This is a genomic window from Ruegeria sp. L12 (assembly GCF_056531745.1).
On sequence record NZ_JBQFMH010000001.1, the window covers coordinates 60,823 to 84,614 of the forward strand.

At 59.6% G+C, this 23,792-nt stretch carries 22 protein-coding genes; 7 read left to right on the forward strand and 15 right to left on the reverse strand.

Annotated features, from left to right (window positions below):
* Positions 1-139: 139 nt before the first annotated feature.
* On the reverse strand, positions 140-3,535 hold the full coding sequence (locus tag ACR0K9_RS00300; protein WP_480819847.1) for an indolepyruvate ferredoxin oxidoreductase family protein: 3,396 nt from the start codon (positions 3,533-3,535) through the stop codon (positions 140-142).
* A 142-nt stretch (positions 3,536-3,677) separates the two neighbouring features.
* Here ACR0K9_RS00300 and ACR0K9_RS00305 point away from each other — a divergent pair, with 142 nt between their 5' ends.
* A complete protein-coding gene (locus ACR0K9_RS00305) occupies positions 3,678-4,139 on the forward strand; it encodes an Lrp/AsnC family transcriptional regulator (RefSeq protein WP_480819849.1) in 462 nt (153 codons plus the stop codon).
* A gap of 3 nt (positions 4,140-4,142) precedes the next feature.
* Here ACR0K9_RS00305 and ACR0K9_RS00310 read toward each other — a convergent pair whose 3' ends face one another.
* The gene (locus ACR0K9_RS00310; protein ID WP_480533977.1) at positions 4,143-4,532 is read right to left on the reverse strand and encodes a DUF3307 domain-containing protein; all 390 of its coding nucleotides are present in this window, start codon (positions 4,530-4,532) and stop codon (positions 4,143-4,145) included.
* 214 nt (positions 4,533-4,746) lie between these two features.
* On the opposite strand from ACR0K9_RS00310, the gene ACR0K9_RS00315 reads away from it, so the two are divergent.
* Positions 4,747-7,743, forward strand: a complete 2,997-nt coding sequence (locus ACR0K9_RS00315; protein WP_480820605.1) for an ABC transporter transmembrane domain-containing protein — start codon at positions 4,747-4,749, stop codon at positions 7,741-7,743.
* A 5-nt stretch (positions 7,744-7,748) separates the two neighbouring features.
* On the opposite strand, the gene ACR0K9_RS00320 is transcribed toward ACR0K9_RS00315, so the two are convergent.
* The 8 genes from ACR0K9_RS00320 to ACR0K9_RS00355 form a co-directional block, all read right to left on the reverse strand.
* Complete coding sequence (locus tag ACR0K9_RS00320) at positions 7,749-8,036, reverse strand: ArsR/SmtB family transcription factor (RefSeq protein ID WP_480820607.1); 288 nt, start codon at positions 8,034-8,036, stop codon at positions 7,749-7,751.
* A 114-nt stretch (positions 8,037-8,150) separates the two neighbouring features.
* Entirely contained in the window at positions 8,151-9,383 is a 1,233-nt protein-coding gene (locus ACR0K9_RS00325) for a mandelate racemase/muconate lactonizing enzyme family protein (protein ID WP_480819851.1), read from the reverse strand.
* A gap of 21 nt (positions 9,384-9,404) precedes the next feature.
* Positions 9,405-10,499, reverse strand: coding sequence for a Zn-dependent alcohol dehydrogenase (locus ACR0K9_RS00330; RefSeq protein ID WP_480819853.1), 1,095 nt, complete (start codon positions 10,497-10,499; stop codon positions 9,405-9,407).
* A 118-nt stretch (positions 10,500-10,617) separates the two neighbouring features.
* Positions 10,618-11,331 carry an alpha/beta fold hydrolase gene (locus ACR0K9_RS00335; protein ID WP_480819855.1) on the reverse strand — a complete coding sequence of 238 codons (714 nt, stop codon included), beginning with the start codon at positions 11,329-11,331 and terminating at the stop codon, positions 10,618-10,620.
* Between the two features lie 12 nt (positions 11,332-11,343).
* Positions 11,344-12,132 carry a 3-oxoadipate enol-lactonase gene (gene pcaD, locus ACR0K9_RS00340; protein WP_480819857.1) on the reverse strand — a complete coding sequence of 263 codons (789 nt, stop codon included), beginning with the start codon at positions 12,130-12,132 and terminating at the stop codon, positions 11,344-11,346.
* Positions 12,133-12,191: 59 nt separating this feature from the next.
* Positions 12,192-13,166, reverse strand: coding sequence for a threonine ammonia-lyase (locus tag ACR0K9_RS00345; protein WP_480819859.1), 975 nt, complete (start codon positions 13,164-13,166; stop codon positions 12,192-12,194).
* The gene (locus ACR0K9_RS00350; protein ID WP_480819861.1) at positions 13,163-13,990 is read right to left on the reverse strand and encodes an alpha/beta fold hydrolase; all 828 of its coding nucleotides are present in this window, start codon (positions 13,988-13,990) and stop codon (positions 13,163-13,165) included. The genes ACR0K9_RS00345 and ACR0K9_RS00350 overlap by 4 nt, the downstream gene beginning before the upstream one ends.
* Positions 13,990-14,676, reverse strand: coding sequence for a haloacid dehalogenase type II (locus tag ACR0K9_RS00355; RefSeq protein ID WP_480819863.1), 687 nt, complete (start codon positions 14,674-14,676; stop codon positions 13,990-13,992). Before ACR0K9_RS00355 ends, ACR0K9_RS00350 begins: the two co-directional genes overlap by 1 nt.
* A gap of 124 nt (positions 14,677-14,800) precedes the next feature.
* Between ACR0K9_RS00355 and ACR0K9_RS00360 the strand changes: the two genes are divergently transcribed.
* Positions 14,801-15,229, forward strand: coding sequence for an FKBP-type peptidyl-prolyl cis-trans isomerase (locus ACR0K9_RS00360; protein ID WP_480533961.1), 429 nt, complete (start codon positions 14,801-14,803; stop codon positions 15,227-15,229).
* A gap of 256 nt (positions 15,230-15,485) precedes the next feature.
* Here ACR0K9_RS00360 and ACR0K9_RS00365 read toward each other — a convergent pair whose 3' ends face one another.
* From ACR0K9_RS00365 to fabA, 3 genes are read right to left on the reverse strand one after another with little or no spacing between them, the layout of a single operon-like run.
* Entirely contained in the window at positions 15,486-16,277 is a 792-nt protein-coding gene (locus tag ACR0K9_RS00365) for an enoyl-ACP reductase FabI (protein ID WP_480533959.1), read from the reverse strand.
* A gap of 5 nt (positions 16,278-16,282) precedes the next feature.
* A complete protein-coding gene (fabB, locus tag ACR0K9_RS00370) occupies positions 16,283-17,512 on the reverse strand; it encodes a beta-ketoacyl-ACP synthase I (RefSeq protein ID WP_480819865.1) in 1,230 nt (409 codons plus the stop codon).
* Between the two features lie 31 nt (positions 17,513-17,543).
* Complete coding sequence (gene fabA / locus ACR0K9_RS00375; RefSeq protein WP_058283235.1) at positions 17,544-18,053, reverse strand: bifunctional 3-hydroxydecanoyl-ACP dehydratase/trans-2-decenoyl-ACP isomerase; 510 nt, start codon at positions 18,051-18,053, stop codon at positions 17,544-17,546.
* Positions 18,054-18,241: 188 nt separating this feature from the next.
* Between fabA and irrA the strand changes: the two genes are divergently transcribed.
* Positions 18,242-18,661 carry an iron response transcriptional regulator IrrA gene (irrA, locus tag ACR0K9_RS00380; RefSeq protein WP_480533953.1) on the forward strand — a complete coding sequence of 140 codons (420 nt, stop codon included), beginning with the start codon at positions 18,242-18,244 and terminating at the stop codon, positions 18,659-18,661.
* On the opposite strand, the gene ACR0K9_RS00385 is transcribed toward irrA, so the two are convergent.
* A complete protein-coding gene (locus ACR0K9_RS00385; RefSeq protein ID WP_480819867.1) occupies positions 18,662-19,681 on the reverse strand; it encodes a LysR family transcriptional regulator in 1,020 nt (339 codons plus the stop codon).
* On the opposite strand from ACR0K9_RS00385, the gene ACR0K9_RS00390 reads away from it, so the two are divergent.
* Positions 19,644-20,441, forward strand: a complete 798-nt coding sequence (locus ACR0K9_RS00390; protein ID WP_480819869.1) for a phytanoyl-CoA dioxygenase family protein — start codon at positions 19,644-19,646, stop codon at positions 20,439-20,441. The two genes, ACR0K9_RS00385 and ACR0K9_RS00390, sit on opposite strands and share 38 nt — an antisense overlap.
* Before the next feature lie 72 nt (positions 20,442-20,513).
* Here the strand turns inward: ACR0K9_RS00390 and ACR0K9_RS00395 are convergent, their stop codons facing one another.
* A complete protein-coding gene (locus ACR0K9_RS00395) occupies positions 20,514-21,377 on the reverse strand; it encodes a hypothetical protein (RefSeq protein WP_480819871.1) in 864 nt (287 codons plus the stop codon).
* A gap of 121 nt (positions 21,378-21,498) precedes the next feature.
* Here ACR0K9_RS00395 and miaB point away from each other — a divergent pair, with 121 nt between their 5' ends.
* Both miaB and ACR0K9_RS00405 read left to right on the forward strand, forming a co-directional pair.
* Positions 21,499-22,818 carry a tRNA (N6-isopentenyl adenosine(37)-C2)-methylthiotransferase MiaB gene (gene miaB / locus ACR0K9_RS00400; RefSeq protein WP_480819873.1) on the forward strand — a complete coding sequence of 440 codons (1,320 nt, stop codon included), beginning with the start codon at positions 21,499-21,501 and terminating at the stop codon, positions 22,816-22,818.
* A 220-nt stretch (positions 22,819-23,038) separates the two neighbouring features.
* Complete coding sequence (locus ACR0K9_RS00405; RefSeq protein WP_480819874.1) at positions 23,039-23,773, forward strand: outer membrane protein; 735 nt, start codon at positions 23,039-23,041, stop codon at positions 23,771-23,773.
* Positions 23,774-23,792 lie beyond the last annotated feature (19 nt).

The window sequence follows — 23,792 nt, forward strand, 5'->3', positions numbered from 1 at the left end:
CGAAGGCCGAATAAATAGCCCTGTCGCTGGATCGCAATCCGCTGAGGTCTGAGCTTCCCCATATTGGTCCGGGCGTTGATGCCGTGTGCTATTTCCGGAAGCGACCGATCAACGCCCAGAACAGTTTCTCGATTACGGGCTAGGCGACCCGTTTGCGTGCCGCCGCAAAGCTGTCTGCGCGCACCGGACCGAAACCCCGGATTTCATCTGCTTCGGCCAGACGTTCCAGCCATTCCGCCTCGGGCAGGGCAGCGGCGTTTGATGCGAGCTGGTCCAGAAGGGTTTCGTACCAAGTCAGTATGGCGCGGTGCAGTCGCGCTTCGGAGTGATATCCGAACGGATTCCAGATTTTGCCGCGCAATGCCCTCGCACGGGCCAATGTGCTCAGGACCGGGCGCAGCCAGGGTCCGAAAGTGTGTTTGATGGGCCTTCCCCTCTCATCCTTGCGCCAGCTCAGCATTGGCGGGGCGAAATGGTATCTGGTTTTGAAATCACCCTCGAACTGCTGCGCCAACTCATCTGCGAAGGCCGAGGAGGTCTGCAGCCGGGCGACTTCGAACTCGTCCTTGTAGGCCATGAAACGGAACAGGTTGCGAGCGATGGATGCCAGGATGCGATCAGAGAATTCCGGCTTTGACGCCCGGATGGTCTCGATCCGTTGCGCATAGCGGTCTGCATAGGCGGCGTTCTGATAATCTGTCAGATACGCGACCCGGCGGGCGATCATCTGGTCCAACGTTTCTTCCGCCTCAGCCGTTTGCACTGATCCCTGAATCCGATCAGGATCAACTGCCAGACAACGTCCAAGGGCGAAGGCCAGTCGGTTTTTTTCAACCGCGACGCCATTCAGCAGGATGGCCTGCGCCAATGCGGTCTGCGTTACGGGAACCAGCGCTTTTTGCCACGCGTAACCCAGAATGATGACATTGGCGAAGACCGCATCCCCCAACAGCGCCTCGGCCAGTGCGTTCGCATCCAGACTGGACAGGTTGTCCACGCCCACCACATCGGCAATCGCCTGTTCCCGCGCATCGACCCGCAATTGCGCATCACGCCGTAGCACGAGGTCTCCGGTCGGCATCTCAGCCCTGTTCAACACCACGCGCGTGCCCCGGGCATAATGGGCCGAGGCCTTGGGGGCAGAACTGACCACAACATCACAACCAATCACCGCGTCAGCGGCACCCTGATCAATACGCACCTGATTGAGCGCCCCGGGCGCGGTGCCAAGGCGGATATAGCTAAGCACGGTTCCGAACTTCTGGGCAAATCCGGTGAAATCCAGAACCGAGGCACCTTTGCCTTCCAGATGCGCCGCCATGGTGATCAGAGCCCCGACCGTGACCACCCCGGTGCCACCGACGCCGGTCACCAGCAGATCAAAGGGATTTTCCAAAGACGGAAGCCTGGGGCTTGGCAGGCCGGTCTCAAGCGCATCAAGGTCAAGCGCGACGGCCCGCTTTCGCCGGGTTGCGCCTTCGATGGTCACGAAACTCGGGCAGAACCCGTTCAGGCACGAGAAATCCTTATTGCACGAGCTCAGATTGATCTTGCGCTTGCGTCCCAACGGGGTTTCGCGCGGCTCGACGCTCAGGCAGTTTGACGCGACCGAGCAATCGCCGCAGCCTTCGCAGACCAGATCGTTGATCCAGACGAATGTCGAGGGGTCCTCCATCGTGCCGCGCTTGCGACGGCGGCGCTTTTCGGTGGCGCAGGTTTGTTCATAGATCAGGATGGTGACGCCGGGGATGTCGCGCAGTTCGCGTTGCAGCCCGTCCATCTCGGCCCGGTCGTGGAACGTTGTGCCCGCCGGGAAGTCTGTACGTTGAAATTTGGTGATGTCGTCCGAAACCAGCGCGATCCGCTCGACCCCCTCAGCGCGACAGGTCTGAGCGATACCCGCTACGCTGACGGGGCCGTCCACCGACTGCCCTCCGGTCATTGCGACGGCATCGTTGTAGAGGATCTTGTAGGTGATGTTCGTCCCCGCCGCGACCGCCTGACGGATCGCGAGAGAACCCGAATGGTACCACGTCCCCTCGCCAAGGTTCTGGAATATGTGCTTGCCGCCATTGAATTGCGAGGCGACAACATGGGGCACGCCTTCACCCCCCATCTGGGCATAGCCGACCGTCTCGCGATCCATCCACGACGCCATGACGTGACAGCCGATCCCGCTTGCCGCGGTAGAGCCTTCGGGAACTTTGGTCGACGTATTGTGCGGGCAGCCCGAGCAGAAATAGGGCGTGCGCACCGCGCCTGACACATTGATCACCGGCGCAGGCGTTTCGGTCAGAGCCCGCGCCTTGGCGGGCAAGCGTTCTTCCGGAAAGAACGTGTCCAGACGGGCGGCCACGATCGGGGCCAGCATCAGGGGGCTGAGTTCGCCGGTCCATGGGATCAGCGGCTCGCCATGGCTGTCATACTTACCAACCATCTTGTGGGGCTTGTCGCCCGGCCAGTCATAGAAATATTCCTTGAACTGGCTTTCGATGATGCCGCGCTTTTCCTCGACAACCAGAACCTCGGCCTTGCCTTTCACAAATCGCAGCGCGTTGCGCCGCGCCAGTGGCCAGACCATGCCGACCTTGTAGATGTCGATCCCCAGACGGCGGCAGGCGTCTTCGTCCAGACCCAGCAGACGCAAGGCCTCCATCAGGTCGAGATGCCCTTTGCCGGTGGTCACGAAACCGAACTTGGCCTTGTCGATGTCATAGATGCGCCGATCAATCGGGTTCTCTTCGGCAAAGGCCCGCACGGCGCGCAGCTTGTGCCGGATACGGGTCTCGATCTCGGGCGAGGGCAGGTCGGCGCTCCGCACATGCAGGCCGCGTTCTGGCATTTCGATCTGCGGCAGCGTGAAATTGCGATCCAGACGCAGATCGACGGAGCGCGCGCTTTCCACCGTTTCCGAGATGGCCTTGAACCCGACCCATGTGCCGGAAAAGCGGGACAGGGCGATGCCGTATTCGCCAAACTCCAGATATTCTTCGACCGAGGCCGGGTTCAATGTCGGCATGAACCACGCCATGAAGGCGACATCCGACTGGTGTGGCATGGATGAACTGACGCAGCCATGATCATCGCCCGCCACCACCAGCACGCCGCCCTTGGGGGCCGATCCATAGGCGTTGCCATGTTTCAGCGCGTCCCCTGACCGGTCGACGCCGGGGCCTTTGCCGTACCACATCGAGAAGATGCCCTCGACCTCGCATTGCGGGTCCAGCGTTGCCTGTTGCGCTCCCAGAACTGCCGTCGCGCCAAGGTCTTCGTTCACGGCGGGCATGAATGTAATGCGGTCGGCATCCAGCCGTTCCTTTGCACGCCAAAGCTCAAGATCCAGCCCGCCCAGCGGCGACCCGCGATAGCCCGAGACAAACCCCGCAGTGTTCAGTCTGGCCTGACGATCACGTCGGGCCTGATCCATCATGATCCGTGCAAGCGCCTGTGTGCCGGTCAGAAAGACCCGGCCCTGGGTCTGTTCATATCGGTCCTCAAGCTGATAGGTGCGGGGGGCAGGCTCGTGATGGCTCATTCCGGGTATCCATGGGTATTACCTTTGGGAGTTGGTATTCTAAGCCGAAATATCTGGATAATTCTGTCAGAGTTTGCATGTAATTAGCAAAAGTTGGATATTTTATTCGATAATCACGTAGTGGTAGGATAAATTTTGCATCATGACAAAACTCGATGACAGAGACCGCCGTATTCTGGCGCTGCTGCAAACGGACTGCCGTTTATCCAACGCCGATTTGGCTAATGCGGTCGGGATGTCGGCTTCGGCCTTGTGGCGCCGGGTGCGGACGCTGGAAGAGGTGGGCGTGATCGAGCGTTACGGGGCGCTGGTGAACCCCCCTGCCATGGGTTTAACGTTTGAGGCGATCGTGCATGTCCACCTGACGCGCCACGACCCCGAGAAAATCGTTGATTTCATTCGCGCGGTCGAGTCGAGCCGGGAAGTGCAGGAGTGTTATGCGACGACAGGCCAGGCCGATTACCACCTGCGCGTATTGTGCCGCGATCTGGCGGCCTACAATATCTTTCTCGAGGATTTTCTGTTCCGCCTGCCGGCGGTCGCCAGCGCGCAGACCAATGTTGTGTTACGCACAATCAAGCAAAACCGCCCGATTGTGCCCTGATTTTCAGGTCGCGAAGGCCACCCAGGCCCAGGCCATGCCGATATAGGTCAGGTTGTGCATAAGCTGATCCAGACCCGCCGCACGCCAGAAAGCGGCCTGATTGGGTTGCAGCTGCCTGCGGTCGGAATAATGCGCTTTGGCAAAGTCGATGTGGAAATGTACGATCCATTCCAGTGCTGCGATGATCAGAATGAATTCGACCGGTGCACGGAACAAAGCAAAGATGAGGACAGATCCGACAACATGCACAGCAGCATGTTGCGCGCGCCCGATATGTAAATACGAGCCTCGCCCGGACAGCATTTTGGGCGTCTGTAAATAATAGTCGGCAAACATGTGTTTGATCTGAAGCAGGCAGAGCAACAGAAACACAGCGCCAAAGCTGGCAGGCAAAATAATCCTCCCGATATCGTCCTGAATCAGAAGATTAGGGGGTAATTGGCCGCCGCGCAAATGAACTTGTTCACACAAGGGCATTTCGGCGCAATTTGTAAATTTAATTGCGTCCACGGACACGATTGCGGTAACTTCGGGCCGTTGTATTCACGCCAAAAACATCGGTTTTCGCGGCGGATCAAAAGCAGGGGCGGGTTCCATAGAACGAACGATTTTTCGGTTCATCTGGAAATACTCCAAACGCGACCAGTTGATCCTGCTGGCCGTAACGGCGACGCTGTTCCCGTTGCTGTATCTGACGCTGGAGCTGCCCAAACGCATCATCAACGACGCGATTGGTGCGACCAGCGATATTGTCAATGTCTGGGGCTATGACCTGCCGCAGACCACCTTCCTGATGATTTTGTGCTTTGCTTTTCTGGCTGCGGTTCTGGCCCACGGCCTGATGAAAATGCGCATCAACACCATGAAAGGCGTGTTGAGCGAGCGGATGCTGCGCCGGTTCCGCTACCAGCTGATCAGCCGCGCGCTGCGGTTTCCCCAACCTTATTTCGAGCGTGTAAGCCAGGGCGAAATGGTGTCGATGATCACCGCCGAAAGCGAGCCGATGGGTGGGTTGATGGGAGATGCGATCAGCCAGCCGGTGCTGCAGGCCGGTCAGATGATCACCATCCTGTCCTTCCTGTTTTTGCAAAGCGTCTGGTTCGGGTTGGCGGCGGTGGCGCTGATCCCGCTGCAGGCCTGGCTGATTCCGCGCCTGCAACGTCAGATCAATCTGCTGAACAAGAAACGCATTCAAGAGGTCCGCGTGCTGGCCGCCCAGATCGGTGAGAACGCCGCCGGGGCCTCGACACTGCGGGCCAATGGCGGCTGGCGCTATCGCCGGGCGATGATCTCGGACCAGTTGGGGCGGCTGTTCGGCATCCGCTTTGAGATCTACCAGAAGAAATTCTTCATGAAGTTCCTCAACAACTTCATCTCGCAGCTGACGCCGTTCATGTTCTATCTGGTGGGCGGCCTGCTGGTGCTGCAGGGCTCGGTCTCGCTGGGGGCGCTTGTGGCTGCGCTGGCGGCGTATAAGGACCTCAGCTCGCCGTGGAAGGAGTTGCTGACCTATTACAACCAGACGCAGGACATGTCACTGCGCTGGGAGGTGGTTGTCGAACGTTTCGCGCCCGACGGGATGATCGATGAAGCCCTCTTCGATGGAGAGCCCGCAGCGCGGCCGCATCTGAACGGCGACATCGTACTGGATCGCGTCTCGGTCCGCGATATTGACGGCAATCAGGTGCTGGATGATCTGGAACTGACCTTTCCGGCTGGCAAGACCATCGGTATCTCGGCCCCCAGCGAAGAGGACCGCCACGCGCTTACCGAATTGCTGACGCGTGAGATCCTGCCCACCTCGGGGCGGCTTGAAGTTGGGGGCGTCGACATGGCCGGGCTGCATCAAGGCGTCGTTGCGGCTCGGATCGGGCTGGCAACCTCACGCCCCGTGATGTTCCAGGGGTCGCTGGGCGATAACGTGATGATGCCGATCCGGTCTCGCCCCATATCCACCGCAACTGACGATCCCGACTTTGTCGAGACTTTGCGCGCAGGCAACAGTACCGACCCCTTCCGTACCGAATGGCTGGACCCCAGCCTGGTGGGGTTCGACGATACTACGCATCTGCGCGAATGGTGGCTTAAACTGATCGACGGAATGGGCTCGGGCGCGACGCTGTTCCAAAGGGGGGCCGAGCAGGTTTTCAACGCGGATGAGCGTCCGGCACTTGCGTCAAAACTGATCGAATTGCGTCCATTGGTGCAAAAGGCCGTGCGCGATGCCGGGCTGGAACAACAGGCGCTGGTATTTGGTCGGGATGCCTATAATCCGGCGCTGCCTGTGGCCGAAAACCTGCTGTTTGCAACGCCCTGCGTTCCGGTCACACAGCAATTGCTGGCGCAGCAGACGGTGTTTCTGGGTCAGCTGCGCGAGTTGCGTCTGGACGAGACCCTGGCCAATCTGACCCGCGATGTGATCGAGATGCTGCGCCAGATCTTCGGGCTGGACGGCACCGATCATCCGCTGTTCCGCAAGCTGGGCCTTGACGTCAAAACTTACGAAGCCGCGGTTGAGCTGGTCGAGCTCACCCGCAAGGAAGGCGTTGGCGGGCTGAACGACGAGCAGCTTGCCAATCTGCTGGCAGTGCCCTTCGTAATCTCGGCGGAACAGATCGGGCCTGCCTTTTCAGACGAGTTGAAGAACCGCATTCTGGAACTCCGGCACAGCCACTCGGAGAAACTTCTAGAACGGCTGCATGATGTCTTTGTGCCGCTGGATGAACATGCCTTCGCCCCCGGATTGACGGTGATGGAGAACGCGCTTTTCGGTAAGGTTAGCCAGATCGGCGGCGCGCGTACGGATGAGGCACGTAAACTGATCGTCGATGTGTTGGCCGAAAACGGCGCGCGCCCGATGGTGGTCGAATTGATCTATGACGTTCCGGTGGCGCTGGGCGGGCAAAATCTGCCTGCGGTATTTGCCGAGCCTCTGGCCTTTACCCGCGCGACCATCAAAAAGCCGGACATCCTGATCCTCGAAAACGCGCTGGCCAGTTATGACATGCAGACGCAGGTTGCGGTTTACAAGAACCTGCGCGAATTGCTGCCGGATGCGACCGTGATCTATTTGAACGATCAGTTCGAAAACCCGGATGTATTCGACATGCATGTTGAAATCCGGCAAGGTCGGGTGGTGACGGATGATGGACCCACCGATATCGAAGGCGATGGCGCGGCCTCGGCTGACCTTGGGCGCAAGCTGCGGGCGCTGGAACAAACGCCGCTGTTTTCTGGCCTCGACCGGCGTCAGCTGCGCCTGCTGGCCTTTGGTGCACGCTGGTTCGATGCCAAGCCGGGGCAGGTGATTTTCCTGAAGGATGATCAGCCGACTGACGGTGCCTATGTCATTCTGGAAGGCGAGGCGGGCTTGTATCTGCCGCAGCCGGGGCAGGCGGACCAGCTGATCACCAAAGTCGGGGCAGGGGCGCTGGTGGGTGAGCTGGGCCTGATCCGCAAGGAACCCCGCGCCCTAAGTATGGTGGCCGAGACCGAGCTGTCCTGTCTGCGTATCGGGGAAGAGGAATTCCTGGCCGTGGTCGAAAACGACGCCGCAACCGCGTTCAAGCTGCTGCAGGTGATCTCGGGCTATGTCTCGAACTAGTCAGATCAGCTTTCAGGTTTGCAAAACATATCATAGAGTAATGCGATGATGCGTTCGGTTTTGCCGTCGTTCAGCGCGTAATAGATCGTCTTTCCATCGCGCCGTGCCTTGACCATCCGTTCTTCGCGAAGACGGGCCAGCATCTGGCTGACGGCGGCTTGCCGCATCCCCAGCAAGTCTTCCAACTCACCAACAGATTTTTCGCCTGCGCCAAGATAGCACAGGATCATCAGGCGGCCCTCATGAGCCAGCGCTTTCAGAAACGCTGTCGCTTGTGTGGCACTTTCCTTCATGTCAGCCGAGGGGTCTGCGGGAAGTGTTCTGGTCTCTGAGGGCTGAGTCGTCACGAAAAAAACCGATATATCGTTAGGGGGTCTGAATAATATGCCCTATCCGGCTGCGGATTGTCACCCCTCGGTCGCCGGAGCACCACCCTGAAAGGCGTTTCCGTGCCTATAATCGCAGGGATCTTCCTGCATCTGCAGGTGCAACCCGTCGCCCGAATAGGGGTGGGCGCGGGCAAGATCCTCGTCCACGTCGATCCCGAGACCGGGCGCGGTGGGTGGGGTGACGAAGCCATCTTCGACCCGAATCGAGCCCTTGATCAGTTGATCGTGGAATGGCGTCTCAATGGATTCCAAAAGCAGCAGGTTTGGAATGGATGCGGCCAGATGGGTATTGGCGGCCCATTCGATGGGCCCGGCATAAAGATGCGGGGCCATCTGGGCGTTGAATACCTCGGCCATGCCCGCGACCTTCTTCATTTCCCAGATGCCGCCTGCGCGTCCAAGCGCGGGTTGCAGGATTTCGGCCGCGCCTGCGCGCAGAACCGCACCGAATTCGGCCTTGGTGGTCATCCGCTCACCCGTGGCGACGGGGATACGAACGGCGCGGGCCACACGGGCCATATCCTCGATCATGTCGGGTGGTGTGGGTTCTTCGAACCAGAGCGGCGAGAATGGCTCTAACGCCTGACCCAGACGAATGGCCCCGGCGGTATTGAATTGTCCGTGGGTTCCAAACAGAAGATCCGCCTTGTCCCCCACTGCCTCGCGAATGGCCTTGCAGAACGCGACCGAGAGCGAAATGTCGGTCATCGCGGGCATATGCCCCCCTCGGATGGTGTAGGGACCGGCAGGGTCGAACTTCACCGCGGTATAGCCGCGCCGCACCATTTCGGCGGCGCATTCACCGGCCTGCTCCGGCGAGGTCCAGAAATCCGTCAAATTATGCTGCGGCAGCGGATAGAGATAGGTGTAGGACCGTATCCGGTCATTCATCCGCCCGCCCAGCAGCGCATAAACCGGACGATCCCGATCTTTGCCAAGGATGTCCCAGCAGGCGATCTCGAGCCCTGAAAACGCGCCCATCACCGTCAGGTCGGGGCGCTGGGTAAAGCCGCTGGAATAAGCGCGGCGGAACATCAGTTCGATATTCTCGGGGTTTTCGCCCAACATATGCCGTTCGAACACATCGCGGATGACATGTTTCATGGCTTCAGGGCCAACGGACGAGGCATAACACTCCCCCCATCCGGTCACCCCCGTATCGGTCGTGACCTTGACCAATATCCAATACCGCCCGCCCCAACCGGGTGCCGGAGGCGCGGTGACAATGATATCGAGATCCTGCAGTTTCATGCGGCGCTCCTTCCCCGGATGTCAGCTCTTGCCGAACATGATCACATTGCGCTTGGCGGCGCCGGTCTTTGTGTCCTCGATGGCCTCGTTGATCTGCGACAGCGACCAGCGGCCCGAGATCAGTTCATCCAGTTTCAGCCGCCCCTGTTCATACAGGTCGATCATCCATGGGATATCCCGCTGGATCACCACATCGCCCATTTTCGATCCGACCATTCCCTGACCCAGCGCGGCCAGAACCACGGGTTCGTAGCTGGACATATCGCCGGAATGCGGCATCCCGATCATGATCGCCTTGCCGCCCCGGCCCAGATAGCGGGGGGCCTGATCATAGGCCGGGATCGCGCCGACGGTGATCAGGACCGCGTCTGCGCCCCGCCCGCCGAGCGCCTTGAAGGTAGCTTTCCAAGGCTCATTGAGGCTGCCCAGAACGCCGTGGGTTGCGCCAAACTCCTTGGCGATCTCAAGCTTTTCCTCGGTCATGTCCACGGCGACGATGCGGCGGGCCCCGGCGATGCGCGCGCCCTGAATGGCATTCAGGCCGACACCGCCTGCTCCGATCACGACGACATCCTGACCAGGACGCAGCCCTGCGGCATTGACAGCTGCACCAACCCCGGTGATCACGCCACAGGACAGCAGGCTGGCGAGGTCCTTGGGCAATGTCTCGGGGATTTTGACGATCTGACGATGGCTGACCACGACCTTCTCGGCAAAGGCCCCACAGGCCATCGCCTGTTCCAGCGCGCCACCATCGGCAGTGCGCAGCGGCCCATTGACGGTGTCATACGGCGTTTCGCAGATGGTTGGCTTGCCCCCCGCGCAGGAAGGACAAGACCCACAGGCGCGGATCAGTGTCACGACCACCGGGTCGCCGACCTTGAAGTCTCCGGCGCCATCTCCCACGGCCGAGATGACCCCGGCGGCTTCGTGCCCGTAGACGGCGGGCAGATGCCCCCCCCATGCGCCGCTGGCGAATGAGATGTCCGAGTGGCAGATCGCCACCGCTTCCAGTGTGACCTCAACTTCGCCCATGGCGGGCGGCGCGATCAGGATATCCTCGATCACCAATGGCGCGCCGAATTCACGGCACACGGCTGCTTTGATGGATTGCATGACTCTCCCCGTTCCTTTTGAGGTCACGGTGGCCCGTTGCGGGTCAACAGGCAAGGCAGAATCCGCCACTCGCGTGTCGCTGTTGTGCCCAATGCCATATACGGAGGTCCGAATGCCCCTATATCTGCTGCGAGATCTGGTGCAGCAGTCCAGCCAGATGTTCGGGATGCGAAAAGAACGGCGAATGAGAGCTGTCGATTGTCAGGCTCGGCCCCGGTTCCACCGACTGCGCCATCTCGGCCTGATATTCGGTCGGCACGGTCCGGTCGTCGGTCGTGCGGATATAGGCCTTTGGTACACGTGCGAAGTTTTCACCGATCTCAAGTGGTGTGTTTTGCGGCGCGATTGCCTGCGGGCAGAGCCGACCCAAGGCATAGGCAACCACCGCGCGCGGGCAGTCATGATAGAACAGCCCGTGCACCCGGTCTGGCAAGACGCTGTAAGACAGGCCATCGGCGGATTTTTCAATGGCATCTCCGATCAATTGCCGTGGCGCACGTTTGCGCATTTCGACCATCGAAAGACCGGATTGCGGGACATAGGCGCAGAGATAGACAAGCCCCCGCATCGCGTCGGGCGCATGTTCAGCGGCAGCGCTGACCGGATAGCCACCCCAGGAATGTCCGACCACAATCGTATCGGGTGTCGCGGCATTCAGAACTGCATCGCGGCAAGTGTCCAGCGTTACATCGGCAATCGGCGTCGGGTCCGAGCCGTGGCTGGGCATATCGATGGCGCGCGCGGTATGTCCGAACGTGGTCAGTTCGGGGATCAGGTCGCGCCAGCACCAGGCGCCGTGGCATGATCCGTGAACCAGCAGGAAATCAGCCAAATCTACGCTCCCTTACACATGCCCGGTTTCGGTCAGGAAATTCACGAGCAAATCGGCATATTCCGCCGGTCGCTCAACACAGGGCAAATGGCCCGCCCTGCGGATCAGTGCAAACCGGGACCCGGGAATCAGATCGACGGTTTCGCGCACCAGATCGGCTGGGGTCGAACCATCCTCGCTGCCTGCAATCCCAAGCGTTGGCAGCCGCAGGCCGCTGGTGGGCGTATAGAAATCCGTACCCGAAATCGCGGCACAGCAACCGAGATATCCTTCTTCGGGTTGTCGCACCATCATGTTGCGCCACAAGGCCAGATCGGCACTGGCGTGGAAGGGTCTTGAGAACCACCGCTCCATGGTGGCATCCGCCAACACCTCGATCCCGCCTTTGCGGACCGCATCCATACGCTCCTGCCAGATCTTGGGCGTGCCGATCTTGGCGGCGGTATTCGACAGGACCAGCGCGCGGATCTGATCCATGCGCTTGACCGCCAGACCCTGCGCAATCATCCCGCCAATGGACAGGCCGACGAACATGCAATCCTTGACCTCAAGATGGTCCAGCAGCCGTTCAGCGTCCCGTACCAGCGTCCCCATGGAATATGGCCCGTCAGGTTGCGAAGACAGGCCATGGCCGCGCTTGTCGAAACGAATGATGCGCAGACCCTTGGGCAACAGCGGCACAATCCCGTCCCACAGGCGCATATCGGTGCCTAACGAGTTGGCGAAGACCAGCGGCGCGCCGTCCGGGTCTCCGTCGACGCGGTAATGTATCCTGACGTCTCCAAGATCGGCGATGTGCATCAAATGAGTCCTGAGCAAATGGCTTTGAGGTGCGATTGTGCACCGGTTGGGGCCGATTGTCAGGTCAGGAATTCCAACGCCTGTTTAAAAACCTGCGGGTCCACATTGCCACCCGAAGCGACGACGATCACCGCATCGCCTTCGATCTGATCAGCCCGGAACAGCGCCGAGGCCAGCGAGACAGCACCGCCCGGTTCCAGCACGATCTTGAGGCGCAGGAACGCCAACCCCATCGCGCGCAACGCCTCTTGTTCGGTCACCGACAGCCCGGGACCGCAGAGCCGGTTCAGGATTGGAAAAGTGATCTGCCCCGGCTGCGGGGTTAGGATTGCGTCGCAGATATTGCCAGACGACGCGGGGTTGGTCTGGATCGTGCCCGATGCAAGCGAGCGTTTGATGTCATCGAACCCCTCCGGTTCGCAAGGCCGGGCGCGCAGGCCGGGGGCGTGATGCTCCAGCGCCAATGCGATGCCCGAGGTCAGTCCGCCTCCGCCGCAGCAGACCAGCACATCGGCTTTTGTCACGCCGTGAATCTTTGCCTGCCGCGCCAGTTCCAGCCCGACGGTGCCCTGTCCCGCGATAACCTGCGGTTCGTCATACGGCCGGATCAGGGTCAGCCCGCGTTGGGTGGCCAGTGCCTCGCCGATCTCTTCCCGGCTTTCATTGGCGCGGTCATACAGCACGACCTCGGCCCCCAAGGCGCGCGTGTTCTCGATCTTCAGCTGCGGCGCGTCCGATGGCATGATGATGACCGAGGATATCCCGTGATGGCTGGCCGCATAGGCTACCCCCTGCGCGTGATTGCCCGAGGAATAAGCGATGACACCTCGTTGTCGCACCGCCTCATCCAGCGCCGAAATTGCAGACCATGCGCCACGAAACTTGAAACTGCCGGTGTGTTGCAGACATTCAGGCTTTACCAGCACCCTGCGTCCGGCAATCTCGTCCAGAAACGGAGAAGACAGCAGAGGCGTTTCGCGTACATGCCCGTTCAGCCGCTCGGCGGCGGCTTCGATCAATTCAATGCTGCTCATATCGCGTCCAGTGTTTTGCGGATGACGTCGAGGGCGTCTGGCTCATCCAGAAACGGCACATGCCCCCGGTCTGCGATCACGGCTGAGATCAGGCCGGGATGGCGGCTTTGCATCTCGCTGAGCGTGGCGGCCCCGAACAGGTCAGAGTTCGCCCCCCGGATCACTCCGGTCGGGATATCGCGCAATGCGTCGAACAGCGGCCAAAGATCGGGCGTCGGGCCTGCTGCGGCCTGCTGGATCAGCGCCTCGCGCAAGGCGCTGTCATAGCGCAGGTCAAGGCCGGTCTCGGTTTGCTGATATTGATGTTCAACCTGCCGCCGCCAGATGGAGAGCGGCACACCGGGGAACTGAGGCTCCATGATTTTCTGCAGGGCTTCTGCAGCCTCCTCATAGGTCTTTGCAGCGGGCGGCTTGCCCACATAATCTATGATCTTGGCGATCCCCTCAGCTTCGATCACTGGCCCGACATCGTTCAGGACGACACCAGCCAGACGATCCGGATGGCTGGCGGCCAGCGCCATGGCGATCAACCCGCCGCGCGAGGTGCCGAGGATCGTGGCCCTCTGCAGGCCCAGATGGTCCAGCAACTCGATCGTATCCAGCCCTTCGCGCAGGATGTTGTAGTTCATGAAGTCCGGGTCATGGTCAGACTGCCCGCGTCCGCGATAGTCCATCGCGATCATCCGCAAGTCGTTGATATGCGGCGCAAGGAAGGAGAAATCCCGGTTGTTGCGGGTCAGCCCTGCAAGGCAGAGCAGGGGCTGACCCGACCCGGTATCCTCGAAATAAAGGTGTTTGCCATCGGACGTGGTGAAAAATGCCATCACAGCCCTGCAAGCTGCGGAATCGATGTCAGATCAGACAACACGTGCGCCGGTTTCCACGGCAGACGATCCATCGGCTCGCCCGAGCGGTTGACCCATGCGGTGACAAAGCCATAACCGCTGGCGCCGGCGGCGTCCCAGCCATTGGAACTGACGAACAGGACCTCGTCGCGGGCGCAGCCGAACCGGCCCTGTACCAGATCATAGACGCTGGCATGTGGTTTGAAGACGCCGACGCTTTCGACTGAAAGCACGTCGTCCAGTACCTCTGCGATCCCGGCGGATTGCACCGCGCCGTCCAGCATCGGAGGCGACCCGTTGGACAAGATGGCCGTCTGCAGACCACCCGCTTTCAACGTCTTCAGCATCTCGGGGACTTCGGGATAAGCCTGCAATTCCCAATAAAGATCCAGAAGGCGTTGGCGCAGGGTGTCGTCATCCTGCAAGCCGGTCGCCTCAAGCGCCCAATCCAGCCCGTCCTGCGTCACGTCCCAGAAATCGCCATGCGCATCGGCCACGGCGCGCAGCCAGGTGTATTGCAACTGTTTCAGACGCCAATGGTTGGCCAATTCGGGCCATTTGTCAGCCAGCGCCTCGAAACCCGGCTCGGCGGCGGCCTGTCTCGCGGCTGCTGCGACGTCGAAAAGCGTGCCGTAAGCGTCGAATACACAAGTGGTGATTGCCATCTGATCCTCCCCTGATCGGGCGCAGGTAAGCACAACCGCTTCACAGGTTAAAGAGGGCAGGGTTTACAATACCGTGTCAGCCTCTAGGCTGCGGCGTTTATCCCCTTACAGGCCGGAGGCCCTCATGACCGCAATCAAACAAGGCGACACCGTTCGCATCCATTACACCGGAACTCTGCTGGACGGCAAAGTCTTCGACAGTTCCGAGGGGCGCGATCCGCTGGAGTTTGCGGTTGGGTCGGGGCAGATCATTGTGGGTCTGGATGCGGCGCTGCCGGGGATGGAGATCGGTGAAAAGAAACGTGTCGAAATCGCCTGTACCGACGCCTACGGTCCGATCAATCCGGGTATGCGGCAGCAGATCCCGCGTGAAGGTATCCCCGATGACATCCCGCTGGAACCGGGCACGCAGCTGCAGATGCAAACCCCGGATGGGCAGGCCTTGCCAGTGACGGTGGTAGAGGCTGATGAAGCGACCGTGACGCTCGACGCCAATCACCCGTTGGCCGGGCAAGACCTGATTTTCGATATCGAGATCGTTTCGATCAACTGACCTTTGGGTCAGAGCCCTGGTATCTGGGCAAGTAAAGGCCCGACCGCATCACGAACCTGCGGTTGGGTCATGAACACCAATCCGAATAACAGCATGCTGAGCGTAACAAGTAAAACGCTCGCGTGTATGCCTCCGACCTTCCGCCGGAAGTAAAGTGACCGCCCATTGCTGGCCAGGATCTGTTCGAGTTTGCTCATATAGCAATCCCTGCCGGTCAAAGATGGTTAAATCTTGGCATCGGCAGGGAAAGAAAAGGTCACATCGCTTCGGGCTGCGGCATACCCAGAATGTGATAGCCGCCATCGACGCGAATAATCTCGCCCGAGGTATAGGTGCCCGCATCCGATGCCAGATAGACCGCGGTGCCGCCCACCGCCTCTAGCGTGGCGTTCGAGCGCATCGGCGCGTTCTGGTCGCAGAACTTGTAGGTCTTGCGCGCACCGCCGATGGCAGCGCCGGCCAGCGTCTTCATCGGACCGGGTGAGATTGCGTTCACGCGGATGCCCTCGGGACCCAGATCATTTGCCAGATAGCGGGTTGCCGATTCCAGCGCCGCCTTGGCCACACCCATCACGTTGTAATTGGGCACAACCTTGTTAGATCCCTGATAGGTCAGCGTCAGCAGCGTACCGCCATTGTCCTTCATCAGCGGATAGGCGCGGCGCGCGACTTCGATGAAGGAATAGGCCGAGACGTCCAGCGAATGCTTGAAATTCGCCCGTGTGGTGTTCAGGAACCGACCTGTCAGTTCGGATTTGTCCGAATAGGCGATGGCGTGAACGACAAAGTCGATGGTCGGCCAGCGTGCGCCCAGCTCGTCAAACGCACGGTCCAGCGATTCGTCATCCGTAACATCCGCATCGACCATGAAATCACTGCCCAGGCTTTGCGCCAGCGGCTCCAGCCGTTTGCCGAACGCCTCGCCCTGATAGGTGAATGCCAGTTCCGCGCCCGCCTCATGCATGGCCTTGGCAATGCCCCACGCGATCGAGCGGTCATTGGCCACGCCCATGATCAGGCCGCGTTTACCCTTGAGAAGATCCGACATCTTGTTCACCCGTTATACTTAGACAGAATCATGGACCCGTTGGTGCCGCCAAAGCCGAAGCTGTTGGTCATGACACTGTCCAGTCCTGCGTTTTCAACCACTTGAGTTGCAATTTCACCGGGCAGGATGCCTTCGGCAAGTGTGTCGACATTGATCGACGGCGTAATGAAATCGTTATCCAGCATCAGCAGGCAGAAGATCGCCTCAAGCGCGCCTGCCGCGCCTTGCGCATGGCCGGTCATCGATTTGGTCGACGAGATTGGCGGCACGTTGCCCTCGCCAAAGATGCGGCGCACGGCCTCGACCTCGCCCACATCGCCGACCGGGGTCGAGGTGCCATGAGCGTTGATATAGTCGACCTTGCGGCCTTCGGGCAGCGTGTCCAGTGCCAGGCGCATCGCCCGCTCGCCGCCTTCGCCGGACGGGGCCACCATGTCGTGGCCGTCCGAGGTGGCGGCATAGCCGGTCACTTCGGCATAAATCCTGGCGCCACGGGCCAGTGCATGTTCCAGTTCTTCCAGCACGACGATGCCGCCGCCGCCGGAAATCACGAACCCGTCGCGGTTCTCATCGAACGCGCGCGAGGCTTTCTCGGGCGTATCGTTGTATTTCGACGACATCGCACCCATGGCATCGAACAGGCAGGACAGAGTCCAGTCCAGTTCCTCGCCGCCGCCTGCGAACATCACGTCCTGCTTGCCCAGCATGATCTGTTCCGCTGCGTTGCCGATGCAATGCAGCGAGGTCGAGCAGGCCGAGGTGATCGAATAGTTGATGCCCTTGATCTTGAACGCGGTCGCGAGGTTCGCGGAAATGGTCGAGCACATGCATTTCGGCACCGCAAACGGCCCAATCCGCTTGGTCGCGCCGCTTTTCAGCACGGTCTGATGCGCGGTCAGCATGGCGCTGGTCGAGGGGCCGCCAGACCCGGCCACAAGACCGGTGCGCGGGTTCACCACCTGATCTTCGCTCAGGCCGGAATCCGCAATGGCCTGACTCATCGCGATATGGGCATAGGCGGCACCGGGGCCCATGAACCGTAGCGTGCGCTTGTCCACATGCTCGGCCACATCAATCTTGAGCGTTCCGGCGATCTGGCTGCGAAAGCCATGTTCAACCATCTGCTCATTGGCCTCAATTCCGGATTTTCCAGCTTTGAGTGAGGCCAGGACCTCTTCGGCATTGTTCCCGATGGAGGAGACAACCCCCAAACCGGTGACAACTACTCGACGCATGTGCGTGCTCCTTAGTTTGGGGCCGTCAGGCTCAGGCTTCGGACAGAACGACTTTCATGTCTTTGACATCGTAAATCATTTCGCCGTCCGCTTCGACGATACCATCCGCCACACCCATGGTCAGGCGGCGGGTCTGAATCGCCTTTTTGAAATCGATTTTGTAGGTCAGCATCTTGCGGTCCGGGCGCACCATGCCGGTCAGCTTGACCTCGCCCACACCAACGGCCATGCCGCGCCCCTGCCAGCCGCGCCAGCCCAGATTGAAACCGGTCAGCTGCCACAGACCGTCCAGCCCCAGACAGCCGGGCATGATCGGATTGCCGGGGAAATGGCAGTCAAAGAACCAAAGATCGGGCGTAATGTCGAACTCGGCCAGTACATGGCCTTTACCATGCGCGCCGCCATCTTCCGAGATATCGGTGATGCGGTCCATCATCAGCATCGGTGGAGCGGGCAACTGCGCATTGCCCGGGCCAAAAAGTTCGCCGCGGGCGCATTTCAGCAGATCGTCTTTGTCAAAGCTGCTCGGGAATTGGGCCATTCTTGCCGCCTCTCCTGCCAGGGTCCGTTCGTTATATCTGGCCTCACCTAGCACCCGTATGCAAGGTCCTGCAAGAGCAGGGCGCCATATCATGTTGTGCTTACGACATTCTTTGCGAATGAATTTCATTTGAAATTGCTGTGCCTGCGCCCTTATATAAAGGGTAGGAAAACACAGGTATCGGATTCATGACACCCCAGAGCCGTGAAATCGCGACGAATTGGTTGGTTGGCGCAGGATTGCGACCGACGCGTCAGAGGGTTGCCCTGGCCGAGTTGCTCGTCGGCGACGGGCTGCATCGTCATGTAACGGCGGAAAGTCTGTTCGAGTCCGCCAAAAAGAAAGGCGACGCGGTGTCGCTGGCTACCGTGTACAATACCCTGCGGGCGTTCTGCGAGGCAGGCGTGTTGCAGGAAATCACCGTGGATGGGTCGAAAAGCTATTTCGATACCAACACCCATGACCATCCGCATTTCTTCTGGGAAGATGAAAGCCGCCTGAGCGATGCGCCCTCGGATCAGCTGGTCATCCAGCAATTGCCGCAGGCCCCCGATGGGGTCGAGATTGCCTCGGTCGATGTGGTGATCCGCCTGCGCAGAAAGCAGTAATTACCCCGATTGCATAGTTTCGAGCAGCGCCTGTTCAGCCGTTGCAATGATTGCGTCCGTTGGCCCGGTGCCATGGCGGGCCAGAACCACAGCCTCTGTCGCGCTCGGATCGCTTATCGGCACGCTGATCAATGGCAGGCGATCATAGCTGTATGCGTTTTCTGGGCTTGCATAGCTTATTCCAACCCCTTCGCCATGTGCCGAGAAACTGCGCAGGATCTCCAGCGATTCAGCGCGATTTGAAACCGTGGGATTCAGTCCGAGCTGTTTGAATAACCCAAGAACATGTTGGGCGGACAAGCCTTCTTTGGACAGAATCAAGGGGTAAGATTCGAGTTCTGCCAGCGTTGTCTGACGACGCTTGGTAAGGGGGTGGTCCGGGCTGACCAGCGCGCAGGGACTGCTGTCGAACAGTTTTGAACGGGTAAATCCCGCGTCCATACCCAGGTCATATGTCATGGCCAGATCGAACGTGCCTTCGATCAAGCCAGTGATCAGATCCTCAAAACTCTCGACGCCATGGGTCACCTCTATATCAGGCAGCTTGCGTTTAAGCGTGTGAAGGGCCTGGGCTAACAGAAACGGGGCCAGATCTATGAAACAGCCCAGCCGCAGCCTCTTTGCGCCTGCTACAGGTTCTTTTGAATTTTCCAACAGCGCGGCGTGATTCAGCAGATCTTCGGCTTCTTCGATGAATTTTCGGCCCTGAGGTGTCAACGCCATCGCCGCACCGCGTCGGCGCGAGAACAGGGGATATCCCAGATGCGATTCGACACGGGTCAGGGCGTTGGACAGGGCGGGTTGCGAAACGTTGACCTGTTCTGCGGCCAGCGAGAGGCTGCCGCACCGGCCGATGGCGCAAACGTATTCGTACTGGCGCAGAGAAATATATAACATGAAGTTAATAGTAAGTTTAAAAGATATGATTTGAACAGTGACAACATTCATGTGCAGATCAAGTTGAGCTGTATTGGAGACTGAAATGCCGCACCGCCTTGTCACCCAAAAGATGATCGACACCTTTCAGGCCGATGGTGTCGTACTGATCAAAGGACTTTTTATTGACCACGTTGACGCCCTGCGCGACGGGGTGGCTGCCAATATGGCCGAACCGGGACCGTATGCTTCGGAAAACAAGAAAGAGGGTGAGACGGGGCGGTTCTTCGACGACTATTGCAACTGGACCCGCATTCCGCAGTTCCGGGACGTAATCGAGAATTCGCCCGCAGCCGAGGTTGCTGCAGATTTGATGCAGTCGAACCGGGTGCAGATGTTTCATGACCATGTGCTGGTGAAAGAGCCGGGCACCTCGATGGCAACGCCGTGGCATCAGGACGGGCCCTATTACTTTGTCGAAGGTCAGCAGACGATCAGTTTCTGGTCACCTCTGGACCCGGTGAAGCAGGCGACCCTGCGCTGTGTGGCGGGCTCGCACCGGTGGGAGAAAGAGGTGCTGCCGACCCGCTGGGTCAGCGAAGAGGGATTCTTCCCCGATGAAGGTCAGTACATCCCCATTCCGGATCCGGACGCCGAAGGCATGCGGGTGGTCGAGTTCGAAATGGAGCCCGGTGACGCGGTGGCCTTCAACTATCGCACATTGCATGGCGCGCGGGGCAATCAATCTGCCAGCCGTCGGCGTGCGTTTTCGCTGCGTCTGGTGGGCGACGATGCGCGCTATGTCGAGCGGCCAGGTCGCACGTCGCCTCCGTTTCCGGGGCATGAGATGGTGCCGGGACAGCATTTGCGTGAGGATTGGTTTCCGGTTCTTTTGCAGAGGTGAGGGGAGGGGCAATGCCCCCGTCGCTGCAGGCCGCGACTCCCCTGGAGTATTTTTGGTCAGATGAAATGCGGATCAGAACCACTGACCGGATTCGATCAGGCCCAGTTGCAGCAACTGGGCCGAGTTCCATTCGAACGGCACCGAGTGCGCCCAGCGGAAATCAGAGATGCCGAAGGCTGATCCCGCATTTGTTTTCAGCGCTTTGGCCGCGCGGAAAGAGCAGATGGCCGCTGTCAGATTGTTGTGCCAGGGACAGGCGTAGGTGTTGTATTCAGCCTCGTTGAAGGTGTGATCCGGCAGCAGCTTCAGGTCGGGCTTTGACCGGAACAACCCGATCCGGTCGATGCGGCGGCGCGCATAGGGGATGTGGTCCTCGAATCGCCAGCGCAGGCCGCCGGACATATCCAATTGCCGGTCCAGCGGCTTGCCCCCGGCATCGTGGCGGGTGTGGGCGTAATATCCGGTGCTGTCGAGCATCGCACGATCCGGCGCGACGCCGTTCGGGAAGGCCGTGAGGTCATCGGCATACAGGTCGATCACATGGGTCAGCATCGCCGCGCGCCGTTCCTCGGTGTGGAAGGCAAGCAACTCTCCGATGGTGCGGGTCTCGCAGAAGGGAAAGATCAGGTATTCGGCGTTGTAACAGTAGTACATCCAGATATCGGGCGCAGTCTGGATGATGCGGTTGATGGCGTCGAACACCACGGTGCGTGGTGCACAGGTCAGGGAGACGCGGTGGATTTGATCCGTCACTTCGTCGCCGAGGGTGAACTCTGCAGGCATGAACGCGATAACGGATTTGAAGCCAAGTCTCAGATGGTGCCGCAAGGTGCCATCCAGTTCGACATCATCCTCGGCAAAGATCAAAGCGACGGGGCCTTTATCGAGCGCTGTCCGACCGGATTTCAGGAAGTGATCGAGGGAATCGTAGTGCATCGCCTGTCCGGTCGCTGTCTTGCTGGAAATTCCGGACAAATTCGGGTAATTGCGCCGGCATTGCAAGCGGCGTTCGTTGCGTATAGACGACGCCGATCCAGCGAACCCAGAGGCCCGATCCATGTCCGAACCGAAGAAGCTGTTTATCAAGACCTATGGCTGTCAGATGAACGTCTATGACAGCGAGCGCATGGCCGAAGCGCTGGGCGGGCAGGGCTATGTCGAGACGAAATCTGCAGACGATGCGGATATGATCCTGCTGAACACCTGCCATATACGCGAGAAAGCTGCGGAAAAGGTCTATTCGGAACTGGGCCGCTTCAAGGGGCTGAAGGCTGAGAAGCCCGATCTGAAAATCGGCGTCGCGGGCTGTGTCGCGCAGGCCGAGGGCGAAGAAATCATGCGCCGCCAGCCGCTGGTCGATCTGGTGGTGGGTCCACAAAGCTATCACCGCCTGCCCGAAATGGAGGCGAAGACCCGCACAGGTGAAAAGGCGCTGGACACCGATTTCCCCGAAGAGGACAAATTCGAGAAGCTGAAAAACCGGCCCAAGGCCAAGCGCGGCCCTACGGCCTTTTTGACGGTTCAGGAAGGCTGCGACAAATTCTGTGCCTTCTGCGTGGTGCCCTACACCCGTGGCGCCGAGGTCAGCCGGCCAGCCGACCGCATCATCCGCGAAGCGCAGGATCTGGTTGAACGCGGCGTGCGCGAGATCACGTTGCTGGGTCAGAACGTCAACGCCTATCACGGTGCTGGTCCGAATGGGGACATGACTCTGGCCGGACTGATCTGGGAATTGAACAAGGTCGACGGGCTGGAGCGCATTCGCTTTACCACCTCGCACCCCAATGACATGGCCGATGATCTGATTGAGGCGCATGGCACCTGCGACAAGCTGATGCCCTATCTGCATCTGCCGGTGCAGTCGGGATCGGACAAGATCCTCAAGCGGATGAACCGCAGCCATACCGCTGAAAGCTATCTGCGGCTGATCGAACGAATCCGCGCTGCGCGCCCCGATATTCTGATGTCGGGCGACTTCATCGTCGGTTTCCCCGAAGAGACGGAAGAGGATTTTCAGGCGACGCTGGATCTGGTGGAAGAGGTTCGGTACGGCTATGCCTATTCCTTCAAATACTCGACCCGGCCCGGCACCCCTGCGGCAGAACGGCCACAGGTGGATGCCGTACAGGCGGATGATCGCCTGCAGCGCCTGCAAGCGATGATCACCCGTCATCAGCGCGAGATTCAGGACGCCATGGTCGGGCGCATTGTCAACGTTCTGTTTGAGAAACCTGGGCGCCAACCGGGCCAGATGGTTGGAAAATCCGAGTATCTGCACGCTGTTCACGTTGCAAATGCTGATGTTCAGAGCGGTGATTTGCGACAGGTCAGGATCACGGCCTCCGGGGCGAATTCGCTGGCCGGTGAGTTGCTGTAGGCCATCCAGCCCGTGAGATAGGGGTAAAATTCAGTGGAATTTAACCCTTGATTTATCAATCGCAGTCATGTTCCGAGAAGGACCAGATTTTGCTGGGGTAAAACTCTGGGTTTTCTTTCTGCGCAGGTCAGGCAAAGACCAGTCGCGGCAGAGGTTGTGAGTGGAGGTGTGAGTAGTGAGCCGTATGTGTTTCCCGCGACGGGGGTATTCTCGGATTTTGATGTCCGTTGCCGTGATGTTGAGCTGCGCCGCACCATCGCTTGCCGGTGATGCGATCGGTGAAGTAACCGAACCGGATGTAATTGCTCCGGAACCGACCGCTTCGGATCGTTTTGCGTGGGATGTCAGCGCATTTTATCTGGGTGTCAGCGGTGGGCACGCATCTGGTGGTTCGGATGAGTTTGGCCTGCGTGTAAGCGGCGAGACGGTGTTTGGTCTTGGCGACCTCAAGCCCAATGGCAACTATGGCGGGTTTCGCGGTGGTTGGCGCGGTGTGCTGCCTGCCAAAGGCGGGCGCGACTATGTTTACGGCATAGAGATCGGTTATGACTACGGCACGCTGGATGACAGCACTTCGTCCGTGATCGGTGAAACGACCGTGACCGGCAGGTCAGCGATTTCGGATGTGTTTTCCGTTCGCCTGAAGAACGGTCTGACCAACCAAAGCGGTAGCATTCTGTATTTCGTGACCGTGGGATATGTGCGGGGTGACATCACCACCACGACCTCGCTGACCGATATCAGCTCATCATCGCGTTTCGAAGAATCGGACCGCCGGCAAGGTTTCTCGGCCAGCCTGGGCGCCGAGCACAAGCTGAACGAACACTGGTCGATTACCGGTGAGATCGAATACCTGCAGTTCGAATCGAAAACCGTCGAACTGGGACCAAACTTCACCACCAAATCGACGCCAAAGTATCGTGGTTTACGATTTGGATTGAACTACACATTCTGATCCGCAGAAAAGATCGGTC